This window comes from Asanoa iriomotensis (genome assembly GCF_016862515.1).
Classification (GTDB): domain Bacteria; phylum Actinomycetota; class Actinomycetes; order Mycobacteriales; family Micromonosporaceae; genus Asanoa; species Asanoa iriomotensis.
Map to the genome: position 1 here is coordinate 1 of NZ_BONC01000114.1, position 14086 is coordinate 14086.

Sequence of the window (14086 nt, forward strand, 5' to 3'; positions counted from 1 at the left end):
CCACGGATGGTGTCAGGGGAGTCTCCGCGTGCCAGTTCCAGATCGCGGAGACCTGCCCCGTCGGGACCGGAGGGATACCCATACCAACGATCGTGCCTGGAAGCGGCCCTGTCCGGAGGCCGCGTTACCGCTCCGTGACCGTTCGCGGCCTGTCCTGACACATCGTCACCCTTAGAGTGGCTCCATCCAGAGGGAGGGGTCGATGGTCGCGAGTGACACGACGCAGGAGCCGCTGATCGTGCTCGACAAGGTCAACAAGTTCTTCGGCGACCTGCACGTGCTGCGTGACGTCGACCTGTCGGTCGGGCGCGGCGAGGTGGTCGTCGTGATTGGACCGTCCGGTTCGGGCAAGTCGACCCTCTGCCGCGCGATCAACCGGCTGGAGACCATCAGCTCCGGGCAGATCACGTTCGACGGCGACGCGCTGCCGGCCGAGGGCCGCGCGCTGGCCAGGTTGCGCAGCGACGTGGGCATGGTGTTCCAGTCGTTCAACCTGTTCGCGCACAAGACGATCCTCGAGAACGTCACGCTCGGGCCGATCAAGGTGCGCAAGGAGAAGCCCGAAGAGGCGCGCAAGCGCGGGATGGCCCTCCTCGAACGGGTGGGCATCGCCAACCAGGCCGAGAAATACCCGGCCCAGCTCTCCGGCGGCCAGCAGCAGCGCGCGGCGATCGCGCGCGCGCTGGCGATGCAGCCCAAGGCGATGCTCTTCGACGAGCCGACCAGCGCACTCGACCCCGAGATGGTGGGTGAGGTCCTCGACGTCATGACGTCCCTCGCCCGTGACGGCATGACGATGGTCGTGGTCACCCACGAGATGGGTTTCGCGCGGCACGCGGCGAATCGCGTGGTATTCATGGCTGACGGTCAGCTGGTCGAGCAGGCCGAACCGGGCGAGTTCTTCGCCAACCCGCGCAGTGACCGGGCCAAGGACTTCCTTTCCAAGATCCTTACGCACTGACTTCTCAAAGTCCCCTGCGCATCACGTTCGTGCACACCAAGGGATCCGGCCGCACCGGCGCCGGGTCTCCTTCACAAGGAGGAGAAGGTATATGCGGATGACGCGCGTTGCGGCCACCGCCGCGGCGGCAGTGCTCGCACTGACGATGGCGGCCTGTGGCAGCGATGACGACGGTGGCACCGGGACGGGCAGCGGCACGGGCACCGGGACCGGCGACACGGCCGCGACCGGCGTGATCGCCAAGGCGCAGTCGGGCACCCTGAAGGTCGGCGTCAAGGCCGACCAGCCGGGTCTCGGCCTGCAGACCGGCACCGCTTACGAGGGCTTCGACATCGAGATGGCGAAGATCATCGCCAAGGGTCTCGGCATGCAGGAGTCCGGCATCCAGTACGTGACCACCGTGTCGGCCAACCGCGAGCCCTACATCCAGCAGGGCACGGTCGACCTGGTGATCGCCACCTACACCATCAACGACGAGCGCAAGACGAAGGTCAACTTCGCCGGGCCGTACTTCGTGGCCGGCCAGGACCTGCTGGTCCCGACCGACTCCACGATCACCGCCCCGGAGCAGCTCGACGGCAAGAAGGTCTGCTCGGTGACCGGCTCGACCCCGGCGAAGCGGATCCAGGAGAACTACAAGGGCGCGCAGCTCCAGCTCTTCGACGCGTACTCGAAGTGCATCACCGCGCTGGCCGGTGGCCAGGTCGACGCGGTGACCACCGACGACATCATCCTCGCGGGCTACGCCTCGCAGCAGCAGTTCGCCGGCAAGTTCAAGGTCGTCGGCAAGCCGTTCTCCGAGGAGCCCTACGGCATCGGCCTCGCCAAGGACGACAAGGCGAGCTGCGACAAGATCAACGAGATCCTGAAGGCCGCCGCGGCCGACGGTTCCTACAAGGCCGCCTGGGACAACACGCTCGGCAAGAGCGGCACCCCGGCGCCCGAGCTCGACACCAGCAAGCTGACCAACTGCGCCTGACGCGCGACGCGCGGGGCCGGCGGCGGACACGCCGCCGGCCCTTGCGCGCGGTAGGCCACCCGAAGGGAGGAGCGGGTCGTGCCCGTATTCAGCGATCCCGCCAACTTCGACGCGTACGTGTCGGGTTTCATGTGGATCCTCAAGATGACCGGCGCCTCGGCGGCGCTGGCCCTGGTGCTGGGCGTGCTGCTGGCCGGGATGCGGGTGTCGCCCGTGCCGGTGCTGCGCTGGTTCGGCGCCGCGTGGGTCAACATCTTCCGCAACACCCCGCTGACGCTGATCATCTTCTTCTGCTATTTCGGCCTGTACGCCACGCTGACCATCTCGTTGAGTGACGACCTGATCCTCAACAACTTCTGGCTCGGTGTCGTCGGCCTCTCCGTCTACACGGCCGCGTTCGTCTGCGAGGCGCTGCGCTCCGGCATCAACACGGTGCCGCCGGGCCAGGCCGAGGCGGCGCGGGCCATCGGGCTCACGTTCAGTCAGACGCTGCGGATCGTGGTGCTCCCCCAGGCCGGCCGCGCGGTGATCGCGCCGCTGGGGAGCGTGCTGATCGCGCTCTGCAAGAACTCCACCATCGTCGGCACGATCGGCCTGCTCGAGGCGAGCAACATCATGAAGCAGCTGATCAACGACAACGGTGACCAGGTCATCCTGATCTTCCTCGTCTTCGCCGGCACGTTCGCGGCCGTGCTGATCCCGGTCGGCTACTTCTTCGGCTGGCTGGCCAACCGACTGGCGGTGAAGCGGTGAGCGGCAACACGGTCCTCTACGACCACCCGGGGCCGCGGGCAAAGGTCCGCAACGCGATCCTCACGGCGGTCTTCGGCGCGCTGATCCTGGCGCTGCTCTACTGGATCTACCGCAAGTTCGACGAGAAGGGCCAGTTCACCAAGGTCCTCTGGGAGCCGTTCCTGCAGGGTGACACCTGGAAGAACTTCATCATCCCGGGCATCGAGGGCACCCTGAAGGCGGCCGCGACGGCGATGGTCTTCGCGCTCGCGTTCGGCCTGATCTTCTCGGTCGGGCGGCTCTCCGAGCACCGCTGGATCAGCATCCCGGCGGGCGTGATCGTCGAGTTCTTCCGCGCCGTACCCCTGCTCCTCATGATCTTCTTCATCTCGTTCGGTGTGCCGTTCCTGATCCACCAGCCGGTGCCGCCGTTCTGGTCGGTGGTCATCGGCCTGACCCTCTACAACGGCTCGGTGCTGGCGGAGGCGTTCCGCGCCGGCATCCGCGCGGTGCCGTCGGGTCAGAGCGAGGCGGCGTACGCGATCGGCATGCGCAAGAGCGCTGTCATGCAGCACATCCTGGTGCCGCAGGCGGCCCGGGCGATGCTGCCGGTGATCATCAGCCAGCTCGTGGTGCTGCTCAAGGACACGGCGCTCGGCTACATCGTGTCCTACCCGGAGCTGCTGCAGCTCGGCGTCAACGTGGTGGCCGCGAACTACTTCAACGTCATCCAGGCAGCGATCGTGGCGGCGGTGCTCTACATCATCGTCAACTTCGCGCTGACGGGCCTGGCCAACTACCTGGACCGCCGCACCCAGCGGCGCGGCATCCGCACCCAGAAACTCGACCCAGGTGCTGCGATGGGCAACGCCCCTGGCGGCGGCCTCTAGCCTGGTGGACGTCTGGCTGCTCCACCACGTCCGCCATGCCCGCAACGACGACGGCACCGTCGACCACGTCGACGAGTTGGGTGACCTCACCTGGGACGAGTGGGACGGCGACGACCTCAAGCTGCTGGGCGTCTACGCGACCGAGGCAGCGGCCCGGGCCCGCATCGAGCGGGCCCGGACCCTGCCCGGCTTCGATGCGGAGCCGGACTGCTTCACGGTCAGCAGCTGGACGGTCGACGAGGACCACTGGACCGAGGGCTTCAGCACCGCGGAGTGATCAACTCGATGACCTCGTCGGTGGTGCGGACGTCGCCGAAGGTGCGGTAGATCGTGTAGAGCGCGGCGTTGTGGTCCTCGTCGCGGCGGGCGGAGTTGGCGTCGGCGACCATGACGACGCGGTAGCCGAGCGTGCTGGCATCGCGGACCGAGGACTCGCAGCAGACGTTGGTCACCGTCCCGGTGATCAGCACCGTGTCGAGCCCGCGTGCCTGGAGCAGGCCCGGCAGCGGTGAGCGACCCGGGAAGAACGCGCTGGTGGCGGTCTTCTCGACCAGCAGGTCCGCGTCGTCGGCGTCGAACTCGTGCCACACGCGCTCCCGGACCGATCCCTCGCCGCCGCTGCGGGCGAACATGGCCGCGGTTTCCGGGCCGTAGAACTCGTTGGTGACCGCGGACGGCTCGACATAGCCCGGCACGACCCATGCGACCGTCCCGCCCGCGGCGCGCAAGGCTGTCGCCAGCCGGGCGATGTTGGGCACGATCCCGAACGTGTAGTCGTTCTCCTCGACGAAGAACGGCACCATGTCGACGACGACCAGCGCGGTGCGCTCCGGCCGCAGGCTCGTGTACGCGTGCCGCCGACCGCGTCGCGCCTCCTGCCGCCGGTACTCGCGCTCCTCGATCCGCCACGCATGCGTCTTCCGCTCCACGGCCGCGACCCTACTGGGTTGGAGACGACGCCAAGGCCCGCGAATCGGAGCAAGCGGCCGGGCCCTGAATCACGACGCGGGGTCCGGTTGGCGCCGGCGCCTGGGTCTCGCCTTGTGAGTGACTGCGGCCCCGGTCTCAACTCGCGGTCACCGCAAACCTCTGCGTCGGGCGTCAAACTCCGAGCCTGGTTGCAGACAGCGGCCGGGCGCGCCGAGGCGGGCGCGCACACCGGCCAACCGGCAACCTGGCCATCAGCCGCCGAGCCCCGCCGATCGCGCACCGGTGCTCTGGTCGATGGCATGGCGGGATCGGTCAAGTCTTCTTGGGGAGACCTACGCGGCATTCGCTTTGACGGCGAGCCGGCGCGGACCTGGCAGCGGAGCGAAGCGGAGCGGTGTCCGGCGGGAGCGACGGTCGTGCCACCGGCGGACCCGGGACCGCCGCTTGTTTTCTTATCGGGCGATCTCCGTGACGCGCGACTCGCGGACGACCGTCACCCTGATCTGGCCGGGGTAGGTCAGTTCTTCCTCGATCTGCTTCGCGACGTCGCGGGCGAGGACGGCGGCGCCGATGTCGTCGACGTCGTCCGGTTTGACCATGACGCGGATTTCGCGGCCGGCCTGCATCGCGAAGACCTTTTCCACGCCCGTCTTGCCGCCGGCGATCTCCTCGATGCGCTCCAGGCGTTTGACGTAGGCCTCGAGGCTTTCGCGGCGTGCGCCCGGGCGGCCGCCGGAGCAGGCGTCCGAAGCCTGCGTCAGGACGGCCTCGATCGTCTGGGGCTGCACCTCGTTGTGGTGGGCCTCGATCGCGTGGACGACCTCGTCGGACTCGCCGTATTTGCGGGCCAGGTCCGCGCCGATCAGCGCGTGGCTGCCCTCGACCTCGTGCGTGAGCGCCTTGCCGATGTCGTGCAGGAACGCGCCGCGCTTGATCAGGGGCGCGTCCAGGCGCAGCTCGGCGGCCATGATGCCGGCGATGTGGGCGGTCTCGACCAGGTGCTTGAGCACGTTCTGGCCGTAGCTCGTGCGGTAGCGCAACCGACCCAGCAGCGTCACCAGCTCCGGGTGGATCTCGGTGATGCCGACCTCGACCAGGGCGTCCTCGGCGGCGCGCTGGCAGAGGCGCTCCACCTCCTGCTTGGCCGTCTCGAAGACCTCTTCGATGCGGTGCGGGTGGATCCGGCCGTCGAGGACGAGCTTCTCCAGCGTCAGCCGGCCGATTTCGCGACGGACGGGGTCGAAGCATGACAGGAGTACGGCCTCGGGTGTGTCGTCGATGATCAGGTTGACGCCGGTGACCGACTCGAACGCGCGGATGTTGCGGCCCTCGCGGCCGATGATCCGGCCCTTCATCTCGTCGCCCGGCAGGTGCAGCACGCTGACCACGCTCTCGGCGGTCTGCTCGCTGGCCACCCGCTGGATCGCCTCGACCACGATGTGCCGGGCCCGCTGCTCGCCCGTGGACCGCGCGTCCGCCTCGATGTCGCGCACCAGGATCGCGGCCTCGCGCTTGGCCTGCACCTCGATCGACTCGACCAGCTCGGTGCGGGCGACGTCGGCGGTGAGCCCGGCGACGCGCTCCAGCTCCCGGCGGCGCAGCTCCTCGGCCTGCGCCAGCTCGGTCTCGCGGTTGGCGAGCGCCTGGTCCCGCTCGGCGAGCTCCGCGGTGGCGGCGGCGAGCCGGCGTTCGCGCTCGGTGAGCCGGTCGACCTCCTCGGTGTGCAGGCGTTCCCGCTCGTCCATCCGGGCGGCGCGCCGCTCGACGTCGGCGGCGTGCTCCTTGGTGGTGGCGGCGAGCATCGCGGCCTCGCGCTCGCCGCTGCGGCGCGCGGCGGCACGGAGCTGTTCGGCGTCCTGCTCGGCCTGCTTGTGGGCGCGTTCGAGCACGTTGTCAGCGTCGGTGCGGGCGGCGTCGAGCACGCGGCGCGCCTCGGCCCGGGCGGCGGAGGCCTCGGCCTTGGCGGCGGCGGCCTCGGTGCGCGCGGCGGCGGCAGCGGACTTCGCGGTGTCGACGGTGGACGTGACCTCTTCGGCCTTGCTGCGCAGCGTCGCCAGCGACTGTTCCTGGCGCTCGCGCTCGGCGGTGTAGCTGGGGTCTTCGCTCATCGGCACCGAGGCGTGGGCGTTGAGCCGGCGCAGGGCGCGGGCGCCGAGGACGAGACCGACGAGGACGGCGGCGGCGAGAACGATGACCGCGGAGAGGAGTACGACGTCGAGGGCGGTCATGCCACGGCCTCCGTCCGGTCGGCGGGGCAGGACCTGCGGTCGTTTCGCTCACTCACGCCGAGACGTCCTTACCGCGGCATCCCCGGTGTCGCCCGGTCATGACGCCTCCCCTCACCGGTCCCGGCGCGAAGAAGGGGGTGGCCCTTCCGCTCTCACGCGCGGCTGTACGGACGCCCGACCGAGGCGGCTGGCCATGAGGAGCCGACCGGCGGTGCGCCACTGCGCCGCCGGCTGGCCGGGGAAAACCGCTATCACCTCGTCACCGGACCGGCCATGTCCGATAACGGGGTATGTGGCCGAGTAACTGGCCAAAGTGATGCTGTCTTGTTACGCGATCTATGTTGTGCGCTTAGCCTGCGGTTGGTCGGGCAATCCAATCTGTAACGCGAGGCTAGGTCGCGAGGGGCCGTTCGGTCAAGGACTCATGATCCGGCTGGGCGAGGGACATAGGGCACGCATGTGCTCACCCCCTGCTCAACACGCTTCGAAACAGCACGAAAGTTGCCAACACCATCCACGTCGTGTGTCCGTAATCGCTTGGTTGCACAACGTGGATACCCGATGGTGCCATAGCCAGGGTCCACAGTCACCGGTGGGTGGTGCCGAGATGGACCTCGACGTCGTAGACGAGCCGCACCGGTTGGCCGTTGGTGATGCCGACGAAGACCGGCTCGGCCGCCGGCGTGTGACCCCGGCGCCACACCTCCGCACGGGCGGCGTCGCGGGAGTCGTAGTGGATGCCGCCGGCCTGGTGGAGCCGCACCACCTGTCTTGCGGTGTTCCTGTCGCTGTCGAGCTGCACGCGGATCATCGGCATGTGTTTGCGCACCGCCTTACCAACGTTAAGTTAGCTGAACACTGTACTAGGCTGTGGCTCATGACCGTGTGGCTCCGTCCGGAACCGGCCCGTGCCCGCCGCACGGCGCCGCTGACCCGCGAGCGGATCGTCACGGCGGCGGTTTCCCTGCTGGACGCCCAGGGTGTCGACGGTTTGACGATGCGCCGGCTGGCGGAGGCGCTGGGGGTCACGGCGACGGCGCTCTACTGGCACGTCCGGACCAAGGACGACGTGCTGGACCTGGCCGTCGACGAGGTCTTCGGCGAGGTGGTCCTGCCGCCCGTGGTTGGCTTCTGGCGGGAGGACGTGCTGGCGCTGACGCGCGGTTGGCGAGCGGCGATGCTCCGGCATCCGTGGGCGGCCGGTCTGATCGGGCGTCCGATGTTGGGGCCTAATGTGCTCGCCCGCACGGAGTTCCTGCAGGCGGCGCTGGTCCGCGGCGGCTTCGGTGGTGTCGAGTTGGCCGTCGTGACGCGGTTGGTGGCCAACTTTGTCATCGGTGCGGCGGTCACCGAGGCGACGTGGCGCCAGGTGTCGGATGCGGAGGCGGCGCGGCGCCACATCGAGGCGGACCCGTCCGCATATCCCACCCTGGTCGTCTCGGGCCATCTCGACGGCGCGTTGTGGAACGACGACGACCTGTTCGAACGCGGCATCGCGGCGATCCTGGCCATGCCGGGTGCGAGTTAGCCGGTCGGCCTCGCGGACCGTCGACCCGTCGCCCTCGCGGGCGGTCGGTCCGCCTCGCGGGCCGTCGACCCGTCGGCCTCGCGGACCGTCGACCGGTCGCCCTCGCGGGCGGTCGGTCCGCCTCGCGGGCCGTCGACCCGTCGGCCTCGCGGACCGTCGGCTGGGCCCGGTGCCGCGACCGTGAGCTTCGCCAGCGAGAAGCCCTCCGCCAGCGCGACCATTCGTCTGGATTCGCCACCAGGTTGGCCCTGGCCAACCTGGTGAGGGTCTTCGTTCACGACGCCGGAGGCTCCGGCGCTGTCGGTCGTCGGCCAGGGAGCAGCGTCATCTGCGCCCGCGCGAACACCTATGCGTCGGACAGACCGCCGCCGGACGGCCGCAATGACCGTTGGGTGGCGTCAGTCCTGGTCCGCGGGCCGGGCCAGGTCGGCGTCGGCCTCCATCGCCGACTGGGCCTCGGCCAGTGCGTCCACGTCGACCTGGTCCGCGAACTCGGCCGCCTCGGCGCTCTGTGCCGCGAGGGCATCTTTGACCGCGCGGATAGCCACCCCCGGCGCGTAACCCTTGCGGGCCAGCATGCCGACCAGCCGGCGGAAGACCTGCTCGGGGTCGCCGCGGGCCGTGCGTAGTTTGCGGTCCACCAGCGCGCGGGCCGTGTCCGCCTCGGTCGAGTCGTCGAGTTGCTCCAAGGCCGCGCCGGCCGTGTCGGCGTCGACCCCGCGTTTGCGGAGCTCGTTGGCCAGCGCACGGCGGGCCAGGCCGCGGCCCGCGTGGCGGCTCGTCACCCAGGCGCGCGAGAACGCCGCGTCGTCGATGATGCCGACCTCGTCGTAGCGGTCGAGGACCCCTGCCGACGTCTCCGAGGAGATGCCCCGACGCGCCAGGGCGCGGGCCAGCTCCGCCCGGGTACGCGGGCGGACCGCGAGCTGCCGCAGGCAGATCTCGCGGGCGAGCTCGGCCTCGTCCGCCGGCGACATCGGCTCGTCGCCGCCGGCCGCGGCCCGCGCCGGCGAGCCGAACCCACCACCCCGCCGCCGACCGCGGCCCGCAGCCGACGGATCTGTACCGCCCACAGCCGACCGGCCTGAACCGCCGGTGGCCGACGGGCCTGGGTCGTCGTCGAGTACGGCCGCGCGGCCGCCCCACGGGTCGCCGAGGGGCTCTGCGCCTTCAGGCCAGGCGAACTCGGCGCCCGGGTCGGTCGGGGTCTCGCCGTCCGGTGCCGGGCGTGGCCGGCGTGGGCGGGTGGATGGACGTGGTGGTGCCGCGTCCCAGCCTCGGCCGGAACGGGCACCCCTGCGTCGACCGGCCATGGCCGGTCAGCCGTTAGAAGTCGACCGGCGGCAACTCGAGGCCGCCGGCCGCGTCGCCGGCGCCCTGGCCGACGCCGAGCTTTTCGAGGATCTTCTTCTCGATCTCGGCGGCGACGTCCGGGTTTTCCTTGAGGAACTCGCGGGCCTTTTCCTTGCCCTGGCCGAGCTGGTCGCCGTCGTAGGTGTACCAGGCGCCCGACTTGCGGATGATGTTCTGTTCGACGCCCACGTCGATCAGGGAGCCCTCGCGGGAGATGCCCTTGCCATACATGATGTCGAACTCGGCCTGCTTGAACGGCGCCGCGACCTTGTTCTTGACGACCTTGACGCGGGTGCGGTTGCCGACCACGTCGGTGCCGTCCTTGAGGCTTTCGATGCGGCGCACGTCGAGGCGGACCGACGCGTAGAACTTCAGTGCCCGGCCACCGGTCGTGGTCTCCGGGCTGCCGAACATCACGCCGATCTTCTCGCGGAGCTGGTTGATGAAGATCGCGGTCGTACCCGAGTTGTTGAGGATACCGGTGATCTTGCGCAGCGCCTGGCTCATCAACCGGGCCTGCAGACCCACGTGGCTGTCGCCCATCTCGCCCTCGATCTCGGCGCGGGGCACGAGGGCCGCGACCGAGTCGATGACGATGATGTCGAGCGCGCCCGAGCGGATCAGCATGTCGGCGATCTCGAGCGCCTGCTCACCGGTGTCGGGCTGGGAGACCAGCAGCGCGTCGGTGTCGACACCCAGCGCCCTGGCGTAGTCGGGATCGAGCGCGTGCTCCGCGTCGATGAACGCCGCGATGCCACCGGCCCGCTGTGCGTTGGCCACCGCGTGCAGCGCCACTGTCGTCTTGCCGGAGGACTCCGGGCCGTAGACCTCGATGACCCGCCCGCGGGGTAGGCCACCCACGCCGAGCGCCACATCGAGCGCGATGGAACCGGTCGGGATCACGGCAGTCTGGATGACCGGCCGCTCCCCCAGCCGCATCACCGAGCCCTTGCCGAACTGTTTGTCGATCTGCGCGAGAGCAAGGTCGAGCGCCTTGTCCCGATCAGGCCCTGTCGCCATCGTCGCCACCCCTGCCTTCGCCGGCATCTTTGAACTCTTCGTCACGCGGACAACCTAGGCGCTGGGTATGACAGAAAACAGCCGCCGTGCCGCGCCTGTGGATAACCGCCAGGTGAGGACAATAGCCGAACAGGTGTTCTACGCGTGGGCGACACGCCGAACATGAGTTCGAGTCAACGCTGACAGGACCTAGCGCAACCGCGCCGGCACCCGGTCCGGATAAGCGGCCACCACGGCCCGCCACACCACGACCGTCTCCACCCCGGCCTCCAGCGCCTGCTCGATGGTCCGCCCGTTGAGCTGGGGCAGCACCTGATCGGCGGCGATGCTGGCCGCGTAGCCCGGCCCGAACGCCTGCTCCAGCCGCGCCCAGAAATCGGTCAACCGCACAACGCACCCTCCGCGAACCGAACCGAAAGAACCCCGAGAACCCCGAGAACCCGAGTCAGCAACCTACGCCCCGGAACCGACTCACAGCCAACCCCCAGCCCGGCGAGCCTTGACGCGCCGCCGCGCGTACACCCTATAGTCCTATGAAACTAGAGAAACGAGATAAGCCGTGATCGAGTTTCATCTGGACGGTCGTTCCGGCGTCGCGCCGTACATGCAGCTGATTCAGCAGGTCCGGCAGGCCATGCGGCTCGGCCTGCTGCGCGAGGGTGACCGCCTCCCGACCATCAAGGACGTGGTCGCCAAGCTCACGATCAACCCGAACACGGTGCTGAAGGCCTACCGCGAGCTGGAGTACGAAGGCCTCGTCACCGCCCGCCCCGGCGTCGGCACGTTCATCGCCCGCACCCTCAACGAAGAGGCCGCCGCCGTCGAGCCGCTGCGCGAGGAGCTGCGCGGCTGGCTGCGCAGGGCCCGCGCCGCCGGCCTCGACCCGGAGAGCATCGAGGCGCTGTTCGCCACCACCTTCCGCGCTCAGTTACAGGAGTCCGCATGACCCAGGCGGTGCTGCAGGCCGAGGGCCTGACCAAGCGGTACGGGCGACGCGTCGCGTTGGCCGACTGCACCCTGGACGTCCCACCCGGCCGGGTCGTCGGCCTTGTCGGCCCGAACGGCGCCGGCAAGACCACCCTGCTGCAGCTCGCCGTCGGCATGCTGACACCGACCGCCGGCCGCATCACGGTGCTCGGCGACCGCCCCGGCGCCGGTCCCGTCCAACTGGCCAAGGTCGGGTTCGTGGCGCAGGACGCACCCACGTACGCCAATCTGTCCGTCGAAGACCATCTCCGCTTCGGCGCGCACACCAACCCGAGGTGGGACCAGACCCTGGCCGACGAGCGCACCGCCCAGCTCGGCCTCGACCCGCGCCAGAAGGCCGGCCGGCTCTCCGGCGGCCAGCGGGCCCAGCTCGCCCTGACCATGGCCATCGCGAAACGCCCCGACCTGCTGATCCTCGACGAGCCGGTGGCCAGCCTCGACCCGATCGCCCGGCGCGAGTTCCTGAGCGGCCTGATGGCGTACACCGCGGAACATCGCACCAGCGTGATCCTCTCCTCCCACCTGGTGTCCGACCTGGAGCGGGTCTGCGACCACCTGATCGTGCTGACCGCGTCCCGGGTGCGGGTGGCCGGCGACGTCGACGAGCTGATGGGCACCCACTACCGGCTGACCGGCGCGCGACGCGACGCGGCCGACCTGCCCGCCGGCGCCGAGGTGATCGAGCACAGCGCCGCGGGACGGCAGTCCACGTTCGTCGTACGCAGCGTCGTACCCATCGACGACCCTTCCCTGTCCGTCGAACAGCTCACCCTCGAAGACCTGGTCCTGGCCTACCTGTCACGCACCGCGGCGCCGCACCGGCCCGAGTTGGAGACCGCCCGATGATCTGGTTCACCTGGCGCCAGTTCCGCACACCGGCGATCGTCACCGCCGCCACGCTGGCCGCGCTCGCCGCCGTGCTCCTCGTCAACGGCAACGCCATGACCGACCTCTACGCGAGCGTCGCGGCCTGCCAGAGCGACTGCGGCAACGCGATCGACGCGTTCCTCCTCCAGTTCCGCAACAGCGCCGGCGGCACGATCTACTACACGACCCTGGCCGTCATGTACGCGGCACCACCGCTGATCGGCGTCTTCTGGGGCGCGCCGCTGGTCGCCCGCGAGATCGAGGCGGGCACGCACCGGCTGGCCTGGAGCCAGTCCGTCAGCCGCACCCGCTGGCTGGCCGCCAAGCTCGGCCTGGTCGGCGCCGCCACCGCCGCCACGACCGGCCTGCTGAGCTGGGCGGTCACGGCCTGGGCCGGCCGCGTCGACAGCGCCGCCGCCGACCGCATCACCCCACTGGTCTTCGGGGGTCGCGGCATCGTCCCGATCGGGTACGCCCTGTTCGCCTTCACCCTCGGCGTCACCGTCGGCATGCTGATCCGCCGCACGGTCCCGGCGATGGCGGTCACACTGGCGACCTATGCGGTGGCGGTGGCCGCGATGCCGCTCTGGCTGCGGACGCACCTGGTCACGGCGACACACGAAACCCCGCCGCTGGACATGAACAAACTGGACGCCCTGATGATCAACCGGAGCGGCCAGATGGCCATCCAACCGGACCCGATCGCCAACGCCTGGACGATCACCAACCGCCCGATCACCGCGACCGGCCAGGTCTTCACCGGCCCGGCAGACCCGACCAGATGCGGCCCGTCGATGCCCACCGGCTCATGCTCGGACTGGGTTGGCACGCTCGGCCTGCGACAGGACGTGATCTACCACCCGGACAGCCAGTTCTGGACCCTGCAGTGGGTCGAGACGGGGATCTTCGTCGGCCTGGCGGCCGTGTTGGCCGCGGTGAGCTTCTATTGGCTGCGGCGCCGTCTGACCTGATCTTTCGGGAAGATTATTTGCTCGGGTCCGCGGTGGTCCGGACCGCTCCTCCCGCGAGGGATCACTCCGCTGCGCTCCGCTTGCCAGGTCCGTCGTTGGCGTCCCCGGCCATGTCGCGCCGGCGGCGGGCGCGACCGCCGCGAACATGCGGCGGCACATGCTTTCGCATGTGCGCCGCGGTACTAGGCCTGATGTCCCGGTCGTCCTGCCGCACCGGCCTGCGCATGGCGGAGGCGACGCGGCGGAGCGCTTCGCCGGTGACGGTCTCGGGCCACGGCGGGTCGGTCCTCGGCAGTGGCGATGAAGTGGAGCGTTGCCCCGCGGGCCGGCTCGCTGTGATGGCGGAGGCGGTGGGTCCTGCGTGGCGGAGCGCTTCGCCGGTGACGTCGGGCGACGGCGGGTCGGTCCTGGGCGGTGGCGATGAAGTGGAGCGTTGCCCCAGGGCCGGCTCGCTGTGATGGCGGGTCTTGGCGGCGGCGGTGGGTCCTGCGTGGCGGAGACGATGTGGCGGAGCGCTGCGCCGGTGGCGGTGGCGGATCAGGGCTGGGCTTGCCGGCGTCAGGTGATAGTGGTCGGGTTTCCGGGGCTCTGCCCCGGACCCCGCCGAGCTGCGGGGACCCATAGGGAAGGGCGGGGCGGG

Annotated in this window: 15 protein-coding genes; 9 read left to right on the forward strand and 6 right to left on the reverse strand. The window is 70.0% G+C overall.

Features of this window, described 5'->3' with window-relative positions; genetic code table 11:
• The first annotated feature begins 202 nt into the window (after positions 1–202).
• The 5 genes from Air01nite_RS38755 to Air01nite_RS38775 all read left to right on the forward strand — a co-directional run bounded on the left by Air01nite_RS38755 (position 203) and on the right by Air01nite_RS38775 (position 3839).
• Complete coding sequence (locus Air01nite_RS38755) at positions 203–961, forward strand: amino acid ABC transporter ATP-binding protein (protein ID WP_203708403.1); 759 nt, start codon at positions 203–205, stop codon at positions 959–961.
• A 91-nt stretch (positions 962–1052) separates the two neighbouring features.
• Entirely contained in the window at positions 1053–1940 is an 888-nt protein-coding gene (locus Air01nite_RS38760) for a glutamate ABC transporter substrate-binding protein (RefSeq protein WP_203708404.1), read from the forward strand.
• Between the two features lie 78 nt (positions 1941–2018).
• Positions 2019–2693 carry an amino acid ABC transporter permease gene (locus Air01nite_RS38765; protein WP_203708405.1) on the forward strand — a complete coding sequence of 225 codons (675 nt, stop codon included), beginning with the start codon at positions 2019–2021 and terminating at the stop codon, positions 2691–2693.
• Positions 2690–3562 carry an amino acid ABC transporter permease gene (locus tag Air01nite_RS38770; RefSeq protein WP_203708406.1) on the forward strand — a complete coding sequence of 291 codons (873 nt, stop codon included), beginning with the start codon at positions 2690–2692 and terminating at the stop codon, positions 3560–3562. Before Air01nite_RS38765 ends, Air01nite_RS38770 begins: the two co-directional genes overlap by 4 nt.
• 4 nt (positions 3563–3566) lie before the next feature.
• Complete coding sequence (locus Air01nite_RS38775) at positions 3567–3839, forward strand: DUF7336 domain-containing protein (protein ID WP_203708407.1); 273 nt, start codon at positions 3567–3569, stop codon at positions 3837–3839.
• On the opposite strand, the gene Air01nite_RS38780 is transcribed toward Air01nite_RS38775, so the two are convergent.
• The 3 genes from Air01nite_RS38780 to Air01nite_RS38790 form a co-directional block, all read right to left on the reverse strand.
• Complete coding sequence (locus Air01nite_RS38780; RefSeq protein ID WP_203708408.1) at positions 3823–4491, reverse strand: cysteine hydrolase family protein; 669 nt, start codon at positions 4489–4491, stop codon at positions 3823–3825. The two genes, Air01nite_RS38775 and Air01nite_RS38780, sit on opposite strands and share 17 nt — an antisense overlap.
• A 453-nt stretch (positions 4492–4944) precedes the next feature.
• The gene (gene rny / locus Air01nite_RS38785) at positions 4945–6720 is read right to left on the reverse strand and encodes a ribonuclease Y (protein WP_203708409.1); all 1776 of its coding nucleotides are present in this window, start codon (positions 6718–6720) and stop codon (positions 4945–4947) included.
• 586 nt (positions 6721–7306) lie between these two features.
• Entirely contained in the window at positions 7307–7537 is a 231-nt protein-coding gene (locus Air01nite_RS38790) for a hypothetical protein (RefSeq protein ID WP_203708410.1), read from the reverse strand.
• Positions 7538–7597: 60 nt separating this feature from the next.
• On the opposite strand from Air01nite_RS38790, the gene Air01nite_RS38795 reads away from it, so the two are divergent.
• Positions 7598–8248, forward strand: coding sequence for a TetR/AcrR family transcriptional regulator (locus Air01nite_RS38795; RefSeq protein WP_203708411.1), 651 nt, complete (start codon positions 7598–7600; stop codon positions 8246–8248).
• A 398-nt stretch (positions 8249–8646) separates the two neighbouring features.
• Here Air01nite_RS38795 and Air01nite_RS38800 read toward each other — a convergent pair whose 3' ends face one another.
• From Air01nite_RS38800 to Air01nite_RS38810, 3 genes are all read right to left on the reverse strand, one after another.
• Positions 8647–9321: a regulatory protein RecX gene (locus Air01nite_RS38800; RefSeq protein ID WP_308440011.1), complete on the reverse strand. Its 675-nt coding sequence runs from the start codon at positions 9319–9321 to the stop codon at positions 8647–8649.
• A gap of 253 nt (positions 9322–9574) precedes the next feature.
• Positions 9575–10621 carry a recombinase RecA gene (gene recA / locus Air01nite_RS38805; RefSeq protein WP_203708417.1) on the reverse strand — a complete coding sequence of 349 codons (1047 nt, stop codon included), beginning with the start codon at positions 10619–10621 and terminating at the stop codon, positions 9575–9577.
• A 189-nt stretch (positions 10622–10810) separates the two neighbouring features.
• Positions 10811–11011 (reverse strand): DUF3046 domain-containing protein, encoded by a 201-nt coding sequence (locus Air01nite_RS38810; RefSeq protein WP_203708412.1) that lies wholly within the window; start codon positions 11009–11011, stop codon positions 10811–10813.
• Positions 11012–11180: 169 nt separating this feature from the next.
• Here Air01nite_RS38810 and Air01nite_RS38815 point away from each other — a divergent pair, with 169 nt between their 5' ends.
• From Air01nite_RS38815 to Air01nite_RS38825, 3 genes are read left to right on the forward strand one after another with little or no spacing between them, the layout of a single operon-like run.
• Entirely contained in the window at positions 11181–11567 is a 387-nt protein-coding gene (locus Air01nite_RS38815; RefSeq protein ID WP_203708413.1) for a GntR family transcriptional regulator, read from the forward strand.
• A complete protein-coding gene (locus Air01nite_RS38820) occupies positions 11564–12454 on the forward strand; it encodes an ABC transporter ATP-binding protein (RefSeq protein WP_203708414.1) in 891 nt (296 codons plus the stop codon). Before Air01nite_RS38815 ends, Air01nite_RS38820 begins: the two co-directional genes overlap by 4 nt.
• Complete coding sequence (locus tag Air01nite_RS38825) at positions 12451–13446, forward strand: ABC-2 membrane transporter-related protein (protein WP_203708415.1); 996 nt, start codon at positions 12451–12453, stop codon at positions 13444–13446. The genes Air01nite_RS38820 and Air01nite_RS38825 overlap by 4 nt, the downstream gene beginning before the upstream one ends.
• Positions 13447–14086: the final 640 nt, after the last annotated feature.

Excerpts from the sequence above, each read along its gene's own strand:
- Air01nite_RS38820 (WP_203708414.1), top strand. The coding sequence starts at position 11,564 with ATGACCCAGGCGGTGCTGCAGGCCGAGGGCCTGACCAAGCGGTACGGG.
- Air01nite_RS38755 (WP_203708403.1), top strand. The coding sequence starts at position 203 with ATGGTCGCGAGTGACACGACGCAGGAGCCGCTGATCGTGCTCGACAAG.
- Air01nite_RS38760 (WP_203708404.1), top strand. The coding sequence starts at position 1,053 with ATGCGGATGACGCGCGTTGCGGCCACCGCCGCGGCGGCAGTGCTCGCA.
- Air01nite_RS38795 (WP_203708411.1), top strand. The coding sequence starts at position 7,598 with ATGACCGTGTGGCTCCGTCCGGAACCGGCCCGTGCCCGCCGCACGGCG.
- recA (WP_203708417.1), bottom strand. The coding sequence starts at position 10,621 with ATGGCGACAGGGCCTGATCGGGACAAGGCGCTCGACCTTGCTCTCGCG.
- rny (WP_203708409.1), bottom strand. The coding sequence starts at position 6,720 with ATGACCGCCCTCGACGTCGTACTCCTCTCCGCGGTCATCGTTCTCGCC.
- Air01nite_RS38825 (WP_203708415.1), top strand. The coding sequence starts at position 12,451 with ATGATCTGGTTCACCTGGCGCCAGTTCCGCACACCGGCGATCGTCACC.
- Air01nite_RS38790 (WP_203708410.1), bottom strand. The coding sequence starts at position 7,537 with ATGCCGATGATCCGCGTGCAGCTCGACAGCGACAGGAACACCGCAAGA.